Raw genomic sequence first — 13,506 nt, 5'->3', positions numbered from 1 at the left:
CGCTCGACAATACGGCGTTAAAATCGGCCTCAAAATGCTCATTTACCCCGTGTAAACTCCGCTTTTTCGACCGATTTTGCCTTGTCTTACCTTCGCTCGCCGAATTTGTAAACACCCTCTGAGAGCGCATTGACCCGGCGCCGAAATTTGCGCAAAAATACACAACATGAAAAGCGCGGACGTGATCAAACGGTTGGAAGCCGAAGGCTGGCATCACGTCGGCGGCAAAGGCGATCATATGAAATTCAAACACCCTGACAAGCCGGTTCACGTCGTTGTCCCGCACCCGCGCAAGGATCTCGCCACCGGCACGCTGCGCAACATCTATCGTCAAGCCGGCTGGATCTGGAGGTAACGGATGCTCTACCCCGCCTACATTCACAAGGATCGCGACAGCGCCTACGGCGTGACCTTTCCCGACTTCCCCGGCTGCTTCTCGGCCGCGGACGAACTCTCAGAGCTACCGCGTCTGGCTCAAGAAGCGGTCGAGGTCTACTTCGACGGCGAAGACATGGCCATCCCGCCCCCGTCGACGCCGGAAACCTGGGCGGACCATGCGGATTTTCAGGATGGCTACTGGATGCTGATCGATATCGATCTGTCCAAGCTCAGTCACCGCGCCGTGCGCGTCAATATCAGCCTGCCCGAGTCGCTGGTGGCCAAGATCGATCACGCAGCCAAAGCGCGCCACCTCAGCCGCTCCGCCTTTCTGGCCATGGCGGCTCAGCATGAGATGAGCGAGCCGCGCTGAACACGCCCGCTCAACACACATAGCGCCGCGCCTGGCTCACCACCACCCCGCGCAGCACCTCACCGCTCACGAACAGCGACTCATGGCCCTGCAGCGGGATCAGCCGCACCCGGCCGCCGATCCGCCACACCCGGCCCAGCAGGTGCTCCCCCTCCAGCTTGGCCACGATCAGATCCTCATGGGTCGGCAGGCGATCCTCATCGACGATCAGCACATCCCCCTCGATCAGCGGCCCCTCGCAGCCCGCCGCCGGGCCCAGCTCCACCGCATAGCAGCTCGGCGGAAAGCTATTGAGGTCATATCCCGTCAGCGCCGGATGGCCCAGCCCCAGCATCAGCGGCCCCAGATATTGCACCTGCATCGCGTCATCCACCTCGACCCAGTCATCGTTGTGCCATCGCGCTCGCCACGCACTCGCCCGGCGGCCGACCGCTTGTTCTTCCAGATACTGTATACGCATACAGCACAACAAGAAAAGCCGCCCGCAACGCAACGACGCGAAAAGAGATGCCCAAGCGCCAGACGGCGGGCACGTACAGGCAAAGACGGGCAGACGCGGGCAAACAGACGACAGCACAAACAGGGGTAGCAAACCCGAGCAGGACAGACGGGCAGAGAACCCCCGGGGAGAACAGACCAGAAAGGAAAAACGGAAAAGGGAAAACGGGAAAGAGAAAGCGGGAAACAGAAGACGAGAAAACCGGCGCAGCGATGGCCCGGCCAATAAAAGAGGGCCAAAGCGCAAGCGCGAGGGCCCCCAGTCAGCACTGCCGGAAGGTGCTGCCTCCTACGGCCCTCGCGCACCGTACATCCTTGGCATCGGAACGTCCGTGTTCAGGTTCCTAGCGAGCGTCCTTCACTGGACGCCTGCAGCATAGACCCTAATCATGATTAGCGATACTGATGTATGGAAATCCGTAAAAAGGATTTGTTACCAAAAGTAACGGCCGACTGTTGCCAGTCGGCACATCCACGGCGAGCGTCATAAGTATCCCTACTTATCGTCCCGACTGCCCGCCACCTGTGGACAGCGCCACATCCCTGAAGCGGTGGCGATTTTAGGGCCTGCGCCGGCAGTTTCCAGTATTAAATTCGCTTATTAGGAAATTCAATATGTAGTGCCAAAACGGCGGCGTCGCGTGATGCTGCGTAACCCCGCTCCGGCAGCCCGGCCCTGACCGCGAGGCCGCCGCGCGCTGACGCCACCCCAAACTGCAGACGAAAAAAAAGCCCGCGGGGGACACGCGGGCGAGAGAACCCAATCCAGGACGCCAACAAGCCAGCGGGACGCGCTTGAAGACTGTCTCAAACTATAATTCGCACCTCGGCATAACGCCACATACCGTAGCGGATTTTTTCCAAGCTGATTAAAGTAAGCCGGCCGCGCCGAGACGGCACCACTCCAAGAGGACATCCATGGCACGCACAGCAGCAGCACTCACGGCACTGGCCCTTCTCTGCCTCGCCCCCAGCGCCGGGGCCGCCACTGCCCCCTATGGCAACGCCTGCCATCTGCTCGGACACTGCGACGCGCCGGAGACCGCGTGGGGCGAGAGCCTGCACCTGGGCATGCCGATGGCCAGTGCGCGCACCACCTATCAGGCGTTCCTGCAAGACTACCGCGAGTCGCACGGCCACGGGGCCACGCTGTACGAGACCCCGTCGCAGGCAGCCGCCTCAGACGCGCCGGCAGCGCTGAGCTACAGCCTCTACGCCACCCCGTTGACACCGGAAGAAGAGGCGGACCCCAGCCTGCGCCGGCAACGCCATCCGCTATATAAGGCCAACCTCTTGGGTAACGCCGACGGCGACATGATCGAACTCAGTATCACCCGCCGCTATGGCGATCCAAAGGCCGGTAGCATGGCTGCCCTCGCCGAAGCGCCGCTGCTGGAAGCCGCTCGGCAAGATGACGCAGAGCAGTTCGGCCCGCCAACCTGTCAGACCGACACCCTGCAGCTCTGGCTGTTCGACAAGAACGCCGCCCCAATCCCGGCAGCGCAGGCAGCCTCGGCCGACTGCAAGCGGCTCAGCACCCTGGCGCTGGTGCCCTATATGCCCAGCGATGAGACCACCGCCGTCATGACGGATGTCGGGGCTTTCATCACAGCTATCTACTACCCCGCCCCAGACGATGCGGGCCACTTCCGCCTCTCCAGCGACTCGCTGATCGTCGGCGACTACGCCGCCTTGAAGCAGAAGGCGGGGCGACGGTAGGGGGGCACTCGCTATGGCCTGATCGCGGGGCGAGCGTGGCGGCAACGGGCTCTGCCTTGGCGCTTGACCGCGGGATCAAGCCACCGCTCCCGCTGCCGATGATGGCAAGGTTCACCCGACACAGGACTCCCGATGAGCAGCGTCAACGGCATCGCGCTAGCGTCGAAGAAATCGCCCCTCACCCACTGGGTCGTGGTCTGCGAGGAGTGGTGCGCTCTGGACGAGCGCTACTCCCGCGTGCTCGGCGGCCAAGAGCATATCTTCAACTGCACCGAGCGCCCCCACTTGGGCGTGTTCAGCGCCGCCGCCTGGCGCGCCGGCTCGGTGATAATTGCCACCTCCAGCTTGCTATCGGCGCGCTCGGTCTAGATGCCCGCAAAGAAAAGCGGCTAACAGCCGGCCCGGCATAGGAAGTGCGGCTGCTGAAATGCCTCTTGATAGAAGCGCGAGCCGGCCCGCTTCCACCTGGGCATTGATCGGCGTCGGCGCAGTCTCCCCCGCCCACTTCGACTTGTAGCCCCACCACACACTATCGAAGGTCAGCTGCGGGTCGTCCGCCTGCCGTCGGATCGGCGAGATCCATGTCCCCGGCGGATCGTCGATGCGAAGCTCACCGATGCGGTGAGCGAATCGCGGATAGGTGCTGTGGAGGGAGAAGCGGCTACACTTAGTGTGCCTTATTTGGGTCCTTTACCAACCATTCTAGCCATTACATCAGTAAACAGCTCCTGTAGTGGATGCTGTTTCTCACCAGCCACTTTATCAAGAACCTCGGAAGAGTCTCGGCTTATAGACAAAAGATTTATCGTCATAAGTCGTATCAAATCTTCCTTGCCCCGCTCATCATCAGGTAGTTTTTCAATCTCCTCACGATAACCCTCAAAAGACTCGGCTAGGGCTTGCTTTTGGGCGTAAAACTCTTCCAGTCGGGACATCGCCGCTGATTTTTTTGCAACGAAAACACCTAGCCAAACAAACAGAGCAAGTATGGGGAAATGCGTCACCACTTTGGCAATTGACTGATCGGGAGTGAGATTGTCACCAAAATAATCAACAAAAAAACTAATCGCAAAACCTATCGCGACACATACACTAAATAGAAAGGCGACATCATAAACCCATTTGAGAGTCGAGGCCTCTCTCTTTCTCTTAACAAATGCTTGAGCAAGTCCCGCTGAAACTGAACGCCCTAATACCGCGTTGGCTTTCTCAAGAGTAGAATCCGCAGTCCCAAGCGCTTTTTCTGACTTGGTGTTCAATACTGAAATTTTGGAAACTTCATCTTCGAAATTTTGCCTAGCCGTCGATGCTTGATTTTTTTCATCTGTAAGAAGTTTGAGCAGAGAAGATGCATCAGAACCCAACTTTTCGGCATGAGAGGTAACTTCAGAAAACTTCTGGACTGACAACTTGTGAGAGGCTATTAATTTCTCAACCTCTGACAACTTTGACGACTGTTCATTAAGTCTCTCATACAACCTATTATTACTTTCCTGGAGAGATTTGTAGCTATCCTCAAGCGCCTTTCTTTCCTCAAAAATGGAAGAGAAAAATACATTCGAATCGAACGGTGCCCCCTCACCTTTTAAGACCACGTTATACTTCTGCCTCAGCTTGTCACTGGGGCCATATTCGGTCCACACTCCTCCGCCGAGATAGGCTTCCTCAGAGATTAGGTTGTATTCAAATTCGAACCTAATACTCACATCACCTTCAAAGAAATCACCTTCAATGCGATGTCTGTAGTCGTTGCTGTCCGGGTCGTCTTTCTCATTAGGCTTGTAGACTGCGGAGCCATCTTTCAATTTGCCAGATACAGAGACCCCACCAACCTTGTATTGAGAGCCGCCTTTGGCTTCAAAGACAAAATAGCTAGTCTCCTTCGAGGAATGAGTGGGTTGACTCAAAGTATACCGTAACTCACAAAAAAAGCGCGATTGCATAAATACCCCAGCGTAGGTTTTTATTTTCTTAAATAAAATTTCTCAAAACACCCGCCCCACCTTCCTCCAGCACTGGCCGATGATCTCCACCGAGGCGAGGTCATCAGGCTTGATCAGTTCGCGCTCGTAGGCCGGGTTGTCGCTGATCAGTATCCAGGCGCCGCCGGCGACGCGCTGCACCCGTTTGAGGCGTAGCTCGTCATCCATGCGCAGCAGGAAGACGCCATCCGGCGTGCGCTGGGCGCGGTTGACCAGCACCTGCTCGCGGTCGCGGATGGTGTCGCCCATGGAGTCGCCGCGGGCGGTGACGCCGACCACCTGGGCGGGGTCGACACCGTCGGCCTCGAACAGCGCGGCGGGCAGGTAGAAGGTCGCTTCGATGCGCTCGGCGTCGAAGATGCGCCCCGCGCCGGCGGCGGCTTCGATGTCGTACATCGGCACCGGCAGCGTGCCGTTGGGGTGAAGGTCAGCGCCGCTCGAAGCGCGGTCGCCGCTCAGATAGTGCATCCCCGCCTCGCGCACGCCGTCCTGTGCCGCGGGGGGATTAGCCGCCCAGGCGGCATCCCCCGCCGCGCTCTGGCTCTGGCCCGCCAAGACGATACCCGTCAAGACAAAGTGCACATCCACGCCGGCGCCGGCGGCGGCTTCTAGGTACTCCGCTCGCGGGCTGCGCTCGCCACTCTCGTAGCTCGCCTGGGCGCGCTTGGAGACGCCGCACAGCCGCGCCAGCTCTTCCTGCGACAGGGAAAGCCGGTGTCTCTCCTGCTTGAGGCGGTCAGAAACGTGCACTTTTCTCCCTCTCACCCTTTGACAATTGCACGTTCGCGCAATAGCCTCTCCCATTAGATGCACAAACGTGCACTCAGCACCGCCCCGGACCTACCGGCGCCGACGTGCTCAAGATTCCACAAGGGAGAATATCACATGACGTCTCAGTCGCCCGTTAACCGCTCGCCCAACGGCTGCCGCTGCCAGGTGATGACCCAGCTCACCCCGGCGGAGCGCGACCGCTTCAAGGCGCTCGCCGCCGAGGAGGGGCGTTCGCTCTCGGCCACCGTGCGCCTGCTCGCGCTGCGCGGTCTGGCCCAGCAGGAAGCGGCACCGCTGGCAGCCCCCGGTGCCCGCCACGCCGACACCGCCGGTGCGTCCTAGGGCACGGGCCGAATGCGCGAACGTGCCAGTGGGTGAACGTGCCGGTGGGTGAACGTGCCATTGGGTGAACGCGCCGACGCCCGTCGATCTCCCGGTGCCGCTTTTCTTCTCTCTTCTTCTCTCTTGGTGAGGTGAGCGCCGATGCGCAATCTCTGGACCTGCCCTGAATGCGGCGCGCCGAGCCGGCTGCGCCACTCCCGGCATCTGCCGGGCGGGCCCGATACGAGCTACCAGCAGTGCACCGAGCCGGCCTGCGGCTGGTGCGGTCAGGCGCAGCACAGCGTGCGCAAGACCACCACGCCCTCGGCGCTCACCCCGGCGGCCCAGCAGGCCCGCCAGCAGGTGGTGGCGGCCACGGATACCGACGAGACCCGCCCGCAGTGGCGCTGCCCGGCGTGCCACTCGCGCTGCCGGGTGCGCTCTTCCAAGCAGCTGCTGCCGGACTACCGGATGGCCTATCTGCACTGCACCTTCGGCCCCTGCGGCTGGATCGGCCAGGGCGATTACGTGGTGCTGGAGACGGTGAGCCCCAGCGGCATCCCCAACCCGGGCTATGCCCGCCGTCTGGCGGCGCATCTGCCCTACCGCCCGGCCCCGACCGCCGCGCCGCTGCCGACCCGTGAGGCTGAGGTCGTCGAGCCCGCCACCGAAACCGACGCCGCCACGCCCCGGCATCCGTGAGGTCCGCCATGCGCGCTCCCCAACGCCTCTCGTCTCCCGCTCAGCCGCCCGCCGACGACCTCCAGCCGGATGGCCGCGCCGGCTTCGGCGCCCTGCGCGCCGAGCTGCACGCGCGCTGTGCCGATGAGGATCTGGCCGCGCTGTGGGCCGGGCTGAAGCTGGGCGAGCGCAAGACGATCGCCGCCAGCGCCGGGCTGCATCCGCGGGATGCCGAGGCCGCCATTGCCGCGCTGAGCCAAGTGGAGCGCGACGCGATCCGCGCGGCTATCGGCCGCATGAGCCGCTATGCCCAGGCGCTGCACGCCTGCCTGGGTAGCCAGCCGAACGCCCGCCAGCCGCACCCCAGCCGGGCGCTGGCCGCCAATGCTCGCCGCGCGCTGGATCGCGGCGATACCCCCGGCGCCCGCCACTGGCTGGGGCTGATCGAACGAGGTGAGCCGTGAGCGCGATAGAGACGTCTCATACCTTCGGCACCCCCGAGTGCCGGCAGTGGCGTCAGGGCTTCTTCGAGCGCCTGCCGTCGCTGGCCGAGGCGCTGGCCGCCGGCTTCGTCGCCGTGGCCACTCGCCACGGTAACGCCGCCGGCAACCGTTGGCTGGCACGTCGGGCCGCTGGGCTGATCGAGCCGGAGCGGGTGTGCCGGCGCTTTCCGCCCCTGGCCGCCGACCTGCGCCGCGCCTTCGCGGAGCTACGCCGCCAGGCCGAGACGCCGCTCGATGGCATCGCCGCCGGCTGCGCCTGGCTGGAGACGGTCGAGCGCCGCCTGACCCTGGGCGCCTTCAACGCCAGCCACGACGATGACGCCCTGATCGACTACGCCCGCGCCCAGGCCCGGGGCGTGGAGGACGTGCGCCATCAGCTCGTCGCCAATATCGCCAACCACAACCGCCGCCAGCGCCTGGGCCTGCTGCCGCCGCCGCGCCGCCTGCCGCGGCTGCCGGGGTCGAGCCTCTCCGCCCAGGCCCGGGCCCGCGCCGGGCTGATCGCCCGTGGCCCCAACCCGCTGACCCCGCCGCGCCCCGGCGTGCCGGCGCTTTCTCTCTTCACTTGGCAGCGCGCTCCGCTGATGACCCTGGCCGTGGCCGACAACCTGGCGCTGGAACGCGCCCGGACCCGCGCCCGCCACCACGGCATCGCCCCGCCCAGCCTGCGGCTCAAGCCGGCGGCCCAGCTCGCCCGCTTGAGCTGTGAGCGCTGGTGGCGGCGCCAGTTGCGGCGTCTCGCCGGGCGGCGCCTGGAGCAGGTGCTGCGCGAAGCGCGCCGGGTGCACAAACGTGCAGGGATCTACTGCAGCGAGCTGACGCTCACCCGCCGCCGCGCCCAGAAGGTGCGCAACCGTGCGCTGCTGGAGACGCTGGAGGCGATCAACCAGGCGGGCCAGACCTACACCCTGGCCGAGCTGGCCGAGCTGGGGCTGGCCAACCCGGACCACCGCCGCGCCGAGCTGATGCTGCGCATCCGCGATACCGAGGTCGAAGCGCGGCGCCTGGGCCATGTCGGGCTCTTCTTCACCCTGACCGCGCCCAGCCGCTTTCACCCGGTGCTCGCCGCCAGCGCCCAGCGCAACCCGAAGTACGACGGCAGCACCCCGCGCGAGGCGCAGCAGCACCTGCAGGCGCTGTGGGCCAAGGCGCGCGCCTCGCTGGCCCGGGAGGGCCTGGGCATCTACGGCATCCGCGTGGTCGAACCGCACCACGACGGCACCCCCCACTGGCACCTGCTGGTATGGACCAAGCCAGAACACGCCGCGGCGGTGACGGCGACCCTGCGCGGCTACGCCGAGGCGGAGTCGCCGGAAGAGCTCTACGACCGCGTCGGCAATAAGACAGATGCGCGCTTCAAGGCCGAGACCATCGACCCAGCCCGCGGCACCGCCGCCGGCTACGTGGCCAAGTACATCTCCAAGAACCTCAACGGCGAGCAGTTCGCCCGTGCCGGGGTCGAGGGCGACCACCTCGACCGCTACGGCCAGGCGCTGACCGACGCCGCCCCGCGCATCGAGGCGTGGGCGGCGACCTGGGGCATCCGCCAGTTCCAGTTCCTGGGCCTGCCCAGCGTCACCGTATGGCGCGAAGTAAGACGCCTGACCGAACGCCAGGCGGACGCCCTGGACCAGTGGGAAGCCGCCACCCGCCCGCGCCCCAGCATCGCCCGGGTGCTGCGCCGGGTGCGCGCCGCCGCCCTGGCCGGCCAGTGGGACCGCTATCTGCGGCTGATGGGCGGGCCCAACGCGCCGCGCAAGTGCCAGCCGATCAAGCCGTGGTCGATCCCCGCCTTCCGCCGTTCCCAGACGGGCGAAGACGCCTTCAGCCACGCCAGCGGCGAGGTCGACCCGGGGCGAATCGAACGCGGCCGCTACGGCGATGAGATCCGCGTGCCCAAGGGGCTGGTGGTCAGCGACCGCCGGGGCCACACCGCCGAGTACCTCACCCGCCTCTACCGCTGGGAGGTGCGCCCCAAGCGCGGCCTGGCCATGGGCGGCGTGGGTGGATTTTCGGGAGGCGGCGCAGCCGCCGACCCTTGGACTTGTGTCACTAACTGTACGGACCCCGCTTCTCATAAGACCACGACGCGGCCGAGCGGTACGGCCCCCGCTTCCCAAACCAACACGCGGCCGAGCCCGGTGCCGCGCCATCTGCTCACCCCGCGTGAGCCGAGCCCAGAAGCGCTGGCCGAGCAGCTCTCCCGTTACCACGAATGGCGCGCCAGCGAAGCCGCCCGCGCCGAGGTGGAAAACGCCGACCACGAGCAGCGCCTGATCCGTGCCCTCGCTCGGCGCCACACATCACGCCCACCGGCGCCCACCGCCGGCCGCTTTGCCGGGCCGAGCGCCGGTGACGGCGTGCCCGCGACCCGCTGACCCGGAGAGCCCCATGCCACCGAACCCGACAACGAACCCGACAACGAACCCGAACAGGAGTCCGAATATGACCACGACCCACCCCGCCAGCGGCGCCGAGAAGATCGCCCGCGGCACCCTGCAGGAAGCCGGCGAGCTGGCCGTACTCAGCGACATGAGCGGCGCCACCCGCCACCGCTACGCCCTGGTGATCGCCTTCGACAGTGAAGAAGCGCTACGCCAGGCCGTGACCCACCACCGCTGCGCCTACCGCGATGGCCAGCACGTTCAGGAGCTGACCCATGGCTGATCTGGCCGACAACGCCGGCGCTGTGATCGAGCGCCATCTCGCCCAGTCGCTGGCCCGCCACCGGCTGCCCGAGACCCAGACCGGCGCCCCCGAGTGCGCCGACTGCGGCGAGGAGATTCCCGCCGCCCGGCGCGCCGCCGCGCCCTGGACCGACACCTGCATCGACTGCCAGTCGCTGCGTGAACGGAGGCTTCGCCATGTGCGCTGATCGAGCCTTGAGGGATGCCGACACCGGCCCGCATGCCGGCGTGCTCGGCTGCGAGGCGCTGCGCCAGATCACCGGCTACCAGCGCCCGGCGGATATCGCCCGCTGCCTGCGCGAGCAGGGCGTGCGGGTGTTCCACGGCCGCCGCGGGCCCTGGACCACCCTCGACCTGATCAATCAGGCCGGTGGGCTCGGCGGCCACGCCGCCAACGACACCCTCGACCCGCGCCAGGTGCTGTGACCTGGCGCGTCACGCGACCCGAACCAGACCCGAACCAGACCCAAGCCAGACCTGAACCAGAACAAGGAAGCCACCATGCCCGCTGCTCTCTATACCGCCCAAAGCCGCGGTGAAGCGCGCCATACCGCCCGACGCCGCGGTGAAGCTGATAACGCCGCCCGACACCGCGGCGAAGCTGATCACGCCGCGCGATCGTCAGCCGCCCCGCCCCGCGGTGAGAGCGGCCGCCGGCGCTATCACCCGGCGATCCCCGCGCATATCGACCAGACGCGGCTGCCGCCGGGGATCTACTTCGATGCCCGGGGGCGCGGGCGCTGGTACCTGCAGTTCCGCGACGAAGCCAACCGCCTGCGCCGGCGCAACGTCGCCGACGCCCAGGCGACCCTGGACGAGCTGCGCCAGATCGCCGCCGAGCGCGACGGGCTGGCGCGCGACTCGCTGGCCTATCTCGCCGCCGCCTTCCACGCCGCCGAGCAGTTCCAGCAGCTCGCCCCGCGCACCCAGCAGGACTACGCCTGGTGCCGCAAGCTGCTGATCGAGATGCCGACCAAGCTGGGCAAGCCCCTGGGCGAGCTGCCCACGCGCCAGTTCCAGCCGGCGCTGGTCCAGCGTCTGGTCGACCGCATCGCCAGCGACGGCACCCCGGCCAAGGCCAACCACCTGCTGCGCTACCTGCGCCGGCTGTTCCGCTGGGGCATCAACCGCGGCTACTGCGACACCAACCCGGCGCGTGGCGTCGAAGCCGCCCGCGAGCGCCGCCGCCGGCGGCTGCCCGAGCTGGAGACCATCGACGCGCTGACCGCCTTCGCCCGCGAACGCGGCCAGCGCCGCCGGGGCGAGGCCGGCGCCTGCGCCCCCTATCTCTGGATCGTGATGGAGCTGGCCTATATCTGCCGCCTGCGCGGGATCGAAGTGGTCACCCTCACCGATGCCCACCACACCCCGGCGGGCGTGCACACCAACCGCCGCAAGGGCAGCCGCGACAGCGTGATCCGCTGGTACCCGCGCCTGCGCCACGCCTGGGACGCCGCCACCCGCCACCGCGACGCCCTGTGGCGCGCCCGTGCCCTGCCGGTACCCAAGGAGGCCGCCGCGCGCCCGCTGATCGTCGCCGCCGACGGCGCCGCGCTGCAGAAATCGAGCCTCGACAGCGCCTGGCAGCGCTTCATCCGGCTCGCCATCGCCGAGCGTGTGATCCGCCCCGAGCAGCGCTTCGGCCTGCACGACCTCAAGCGCCGCGGCATCACCGACACCGCCGGCACCCGCCACGACAAGCTCGAAGCCAGCGGCCACCGCTCGGCGGCGATGATGGATGTCTACGACCTGAGCGTCCCCCTGGTGCCCTGGCCCGGCTATCGCGCCGAGGCTGTCTGAGACGTGGTGAACAGCGGCGCGGTGACCCGAGGTGCGGAGACAAGAGACGACACCCGCCGACACGACAACCCCCGATCGAACACCCCGGCGCCGGGCCCAGCCCGCGCGCCCCGGAGGCGAGAGCGATGACCGAGACCTTCGAGCTGTTCCCGGCGATCCCCGACGACGCCACGGCCGCCCCCAACGACCCGGCGCTGCTGGCCAAGTGGCCCAGCGGGCTCATGGAGCTGATCCACACCCTCGAGCGCACCTTCGGCGACGCCGGCGCCGAGCCGGCCCAGGCGCGCCACTGGGCCTTCACCACGGTGCGCGCGCTGGCCGCCCACCACGGCGGCCACTCCTTCTATCTGCCCCGGGGCCAGCGGCTGGAGACCGCGCTGCGCGACCGCGAGATGTTCGAAACCTTCGACGGCACCCGCGCCAGCATCACCGCCCTGGCCGCGCATCACCAGCTCAGCGAGATCCATGTCTACGCCATCATCGCCCGGCAACGGCGGCTGGCGCGGGAACGGCGCCAGCGCGCCCTGCTCTAGGCGGCCGGGCGCCAGAAAGATCAGCGACACGACGTCGGTCGGGCCGGGGCAGCGCTGAAGCCAGGGTCTGACGCCAGGGATGGCGGAAGTCACGCCCAGGGAAGGGTTCACAGCGCCCTGGCGCGGCGCTGCCCCAGCCCGGCCACACACACCCCACCTTTCGTAAACCGCCTTAACTGGGTCGCCCCCGCCGCGGCCGGCATCCTGAGCCCTGTCCGACCAGCAACCGGCCATCCGTGCCCCGCGCCGGAGCCAACGTTCCATCAGCCGCCGACCGGCGGGGAGACTTGACGTGAGCAACCAGAAAACCAACCGCCGCGTGATTCGCTTCGGGCTCGAAGCGAGCTACAACGCCGAGGCCATGCCCGCCGAGATGGCGGCGATCCAGCCCACCTCGATCGAGGTGACGCCGCTCTCCGGCGACGACATCCAGCGCAGCGTGATCCGCCCCTACTACGGCAACACCCCCAGCCTGCCCGGCGAGAAGCACATGCAGGTGCAGCTCGCGGTCGAGATGGTGCCGCCGCAGAGCGCCGGCAGCGCGCCGCCGTGGGGCAGCCTGCTGCGCGCCTGCGGCTTCGCCGAGACCCTGATCGCCGCCGACGGCGACACCCCGGCCCAGGTCGTCTACACCCCGGTGTCGGACAACGAAGCCTCCGGGCGCCTCTACTGCCATGTCGACAAGACCCTGCACGAAGGCCGCGGCGCCCGCGGCACGGTGCAGTTCGCGCTCAACGCCCAGAGCGTGCCGACCATGACCGTCACCTTCATGGCGCTGCTACGCCCGATCGTCGACGCCGCGCTTCCGACGGTGGACCTCGACGCCTGGCAGGCGCCGCTGGCGATCAACAGCACCAACACCGACCTCAGCGTGTTCGGCCGCGAGTCGACCCCGTTCAGCCAGTTCAGCCTCGACATGGCGGTCCAGACCCGCCACCGCACCGTGGTCGACGCCAACGACGTCGCCATCACCGGGCGCGCCCCCACCGGCTCGATGCAGATCGACGACCCGGGCGTCGGCGAGATCAACTTCTTCCAGCGTGCCCTCGCCCGCGAACCGGGCCCGATCGTCTTCGCCCACGGCACCGAAGCCGGCAAGACGCTGCAACTCAACCTGCCGCGGGTCACCATCCAGGCGCCGAGCTACGCCGACGACGAAGGCGACCAGATGCTGACGATTCCCTACACCCCGGAACCGATCGTCGGCGACGACGAAGTGCGCATCGTCTGCCGCTGACGCCGGCAGCGCCAGCCCCGGGG

General features: G+C 66.8%; 17 protein-coding genes. 14 read left to right on the top strand and 3 right to left on the bottom strand.

Features of this window, described 5'->3' with window-relative positions; translation table 11 throughout:
• Positions 1-166 precede the first annotated feature (166 nt).
• On the top strand, positions 167-355 hold the full coding sequence (locus QO259_RS01235) for a type II toxin-antitoxin system HicA family toxin (protein WP_285951499.1): 189 nt from the start codon (positions 167-169) through the stop codon (positions 353-355).
• Between the two features lie 3 nt (positions 356-358).
• The gene (locus QO259_RS01230) at positions 359-751 is read left to right on the top strand and encodes a type II toxin-antitoxin system HicB family antitoxin (protein WP_207034487.1); all 393 of its coding nucleotides are present in this window, start codon (positions 359-361) and stop codon (positions 749-751) included.
• Between the two features lie 10 nt (positions 752-761).
• Here the strand turns inward: QO259_RS01230 and QO259_RS01225 are convergent, their stop codons facing one another.
• Positions 762-1,112, bottom strand: a complete 351-nt coding sequence (locus QO259_RS01225) for a LexA family protein (RefSeq protein ID WP_285951498.1) — start codon at positions 1,110-1,112, stop codon at positions 762-764.
• Positions 1,113-2,167: 1,055 nt separating this feature from the next.
• On the opposite strand from QO259_RS01225, the gene QO259_RS01220 reads away from it, so the two are divergent.
• Entirely contained in the window at positions 2,168-2,968 is an 801-nt protein-coding gene (locus QO259_RS01220) for a hypothetical protein (RefSeq protein WP_285951497.1), read from the top strand.
• 132 nt (positions 2,969-3,100) lie between these two features.
• Positions 3,101-3,337 (top strand): hypothetical protein, encoded by a 237-nt coding sequence (locus QO259_RS01215; protein WP_285951496.1) that lies wholly within the window; start codon positions 3,101-3,103, stop codon positions 3,335-3,337.
• Positions 3,338-3,645: 308 nt separating this feature from the next.
• Here QO259_RS01215 and QO259_RS01210 read toward each other — a convergent pair whose 3' ends face one another.
• Both QO259_RS01210 and QO259_RS01205 read right to left on the bottom strand, forming a co-directional pair.
• On the bottom strand, positions 3,646-4,911 hold the full coding sequence (locus QO259_RS01210) for a BAR domain-containing protein (protein WP_285951495.1): 1,266 nt from the start codon (positions 4,909-4,911) through the stop codon (positions 3,646-3,648).
• A gap of 42 nt (positions 4,912-4,953) precedes the next feature.
• A complete protein-coding gene (locus QO259_RS01205) occupies positions 4,954-5,700 on the bottom strand; it encodes an XRE family transcriptional regulator (protein WP_285951494.1) in 747 nt (248 codons plus the stop codon).
• A 135-nt stretch (positions 5,701-5,835) separates the two neighbouring features.
• Between QO259_RS01205 and QO259_RS01200 the strand changes: the two genes are divergently transcribed.
• The 10 genes from QO259_RS01200 to QO259_RS01155 all read left to right on the top strand — a co-directional run bounded on the left by QO259_RS01200 (position 5,836) and on the right by QO259_RS01155 (position 13,483).
• Positions 5,836-6,063, top strand: coding sequence for a YlcI/YnfO family protein (locus QO259_RS01200; protein WP_207034505.1), 228 nt, complete (start codon positions 5,836-5,838; stop codon positions 6,061-6,063).
• Between the two features lie 141 nt (positions 6,064-6,204).
• A complete protein-coding gene (locus QO259_RS01195; RefSeq protein WP_285951493.1) occupies positions 6,205-6,744 on the top strand; it encodes an ogr/Delta-like zinc finger family protein in 540 nt (179 codons plus the stop codon).
• Between the two features lie 8 nt (positions 6,745-6,752).
• Positions 6,753-7,187, top strand: coding sequence for a hypothetical protein (locus tag QO259_RS01190; RefSeq protein ID WP_285951492.1), 435 nt, complete (start codon positions 6,753-6,755; stop codon positions 7,185-7,187).
• Positions 7,184-9,604 carry a replication endonuclease gene (locus QO259_RS01185; protein WP_285951491.1) on the top strand — a complete coding sequence of 807 codons (2,421 nt, stop codon included), beginning with the start codon at positions 7,184-7,186 and terminating at the stop codon, positions 9,602-9,604. Before QO259_RS01190 ends, QO259_RS01185 begins: the two co-directional genes overlap by 4 nt.
• Before the next feature lie 67 nt (positions 9,605-9,671).
• The gene (locus QO259_RS01180) at positions 9,672-9,893 is read left to right on the top strand and encodes a hypothetical protein (protein WP_285951490.1); all 222 of its coding nucleotides are present in this window, start codon (positions 9,672-9,674) and stop codon (positions 9,891-9,893) included.
• On the top strand, positions 9,886-10,101 hold the full coding sequence (locus QO259_RS01175; RefSeq protein WP_285951489.1) for a TraR/DksA C4-type zinc finger protein: 216 nt from the start codon (positions 9,886-9,888) through the stop codon (positions 10,099-10,101). The genes QO259_RS01180 and QO259_RS01175 overlap by 8 nt, the downstream gene beginning before the upstream one ends.
• The gene (locus tag QO259_RS01170; RefSeq protein ID WP_285951488.1) at positions 10,091-10,339 is read left to right on the top strand and encodes a DUF4224 domain-containing protein; all 249 of its coding nucleotides are present in this window, start codon (positions 10,091-10,093) and stop codon (positions 10,337-10,339) included. The genes QO259_RS01175 and QO259_RS01170 overlap by 11 nt, the downstream gene beginning before the upstream one ends.
• Positions 10,340-10,414: 75 nt before the next feature.
• A complete protein-coding gene (locus tag QO259_RS01165) occupies positions 10,415-11,713 on the top strand; it encodes a phage integrase central domain-containing protein (RefSeq protein WP_285951487.1) in 1,299 nt (432 codons plus the stop codon).
• 125 nt (positions 11,714-11,838) lie between these two features.
• A complete protein-coding gene (locus tag QO259_RS01160) occupies positions 11,839-12,246 on the top strand; it encodes a Mor transcription activator family protein (protein ID WP_285951486.1) in 408 nt (135 codons plus the stop codon).
• Positions 12,247-12,538: 292 nt separating this feature from the next.
• Positions 12,539-13,483 (top strand): phage tail tube protein, encoded by a 945-nt coding sequence (locus QO259_RS01155; protein ID WP_285951485.1) that lies wholly within the window; start codon positions 12,539-12,541, stop codon positions 13,481-13,483.
• The last annotated feature ends 23 nt before the right edge of the window (positions 13,484-13,506 follow it).

It is taken from the genome of Salinicola sp. JS01 (assembly GCF_030284585.1).
In the GTDB taxonomy this organism is placed as follows: domain Bacteria; phylum Pseudomonadota; class Gammaproteobacteria; order Pseudomonadales; family Halomonadaceae; genus Salinicola.
This window is presented reverse-complemented; position numbering and strand designations above follow the sequence as displayed.

Bases quoted from the DNA above. Each gene is read 5' to 3' on its own strand.
- QO259_RS01225 (WP_285951498.1), bottom strand. From the start codon at position 1,112: ATGCAGGTGCAATATCTGGGGCCGCTGATGCTGGGGCTGGGCCATCCG.
- QO259_RS01165 (WP_285951487.1), top strand. From the start codon at position 10,415: ATGCCCGCTGCTCTCTATACCGCCCAAAGCCGCGGTGAAGCGCGCCAT.
- QO259_RS01230 (WP_207034487.1), top strand. From the start codon at position 359: ATGCTCTACCCCGCCTACATTCACAAGGATCGCGACAGCGCCTACGGC.
- QO259_RS01160 (WP_285951486.1), top strand. From the start codon at position 11,839: ATGACCGAGACCTTCGAGCTGTTCCCGGCGATCCCCGACGACGCCACG.
- QO259_RS01210 (WP_285951495.1), bottom strand. From the start codon at position 4,911: ATGCAATCGCGCTTTTTTTGTGAGTTACGGTATACTTTGAGTCAACCC.
- QO259_RS01175 (WP_285951489.1), top strand. From the start codon at position 9,886: ATGGCTGATCTGGCCGACAACGCCGGCGCTGTGATCGAGCGCCATCTC.
- QO259_RS01235 (WP_285951499.1), top strand. From the start codon at position 167: ATGAAAAGCGCGGACGTGATCAAACGGTTGGAAGCCGAAGGCTGGCAT.
- QO259_RS01215 (WP_285951496.1), top strand. From the start codon at position 3,101: ATGAGCAGCGTCAACGGCATCGCGCTAGCGTCGAAGAAATCGCCCCTC.
- QO259_RS01200 (WP_207034505.1), top strand. From the start codon at position 5,836: ATGACGTCTCAGTCGCCCGTTAACCGCTCGCCCAACGGCTGCCGCTGC.
- QO259_RS01195 (WP_285951493.1), top strand. From the start codon at position 6,205: ATGCGCAATCTCTGGACCTGCCCTGAATGCGGCGCGCCGAGCCGGCTG.
- QO259_RS01180 (WP_285951490.1), top strand. From the start codon at position 9,672: ATGACCACGACCCACCCCGCCAGCGGCGCCGAGAAGATCGCCCGCGGC.
- QO259_RS01170 (WP_285951488.1), top strand. From the start codon at position 10,091: ATGTGCGCTGATCGAGCCTTGAGGGATGCCGACACCGGCCCGCATGCC.
- QO259_RS01220 (WP_285951497.1), top strand. From the start codon at position 2,168: ATGGCACGCACAGCAGCAGCACTCACGGCACTGGCCCTTCTCTGCCTC.
- QO259_RS01190 (WP_285951492.1), top strand. From the start codon at position 6,753: ATGCGCGCTCCCCAACGCCTCTCGTCTCCCGCTCAGCCGCCCGCCGAC.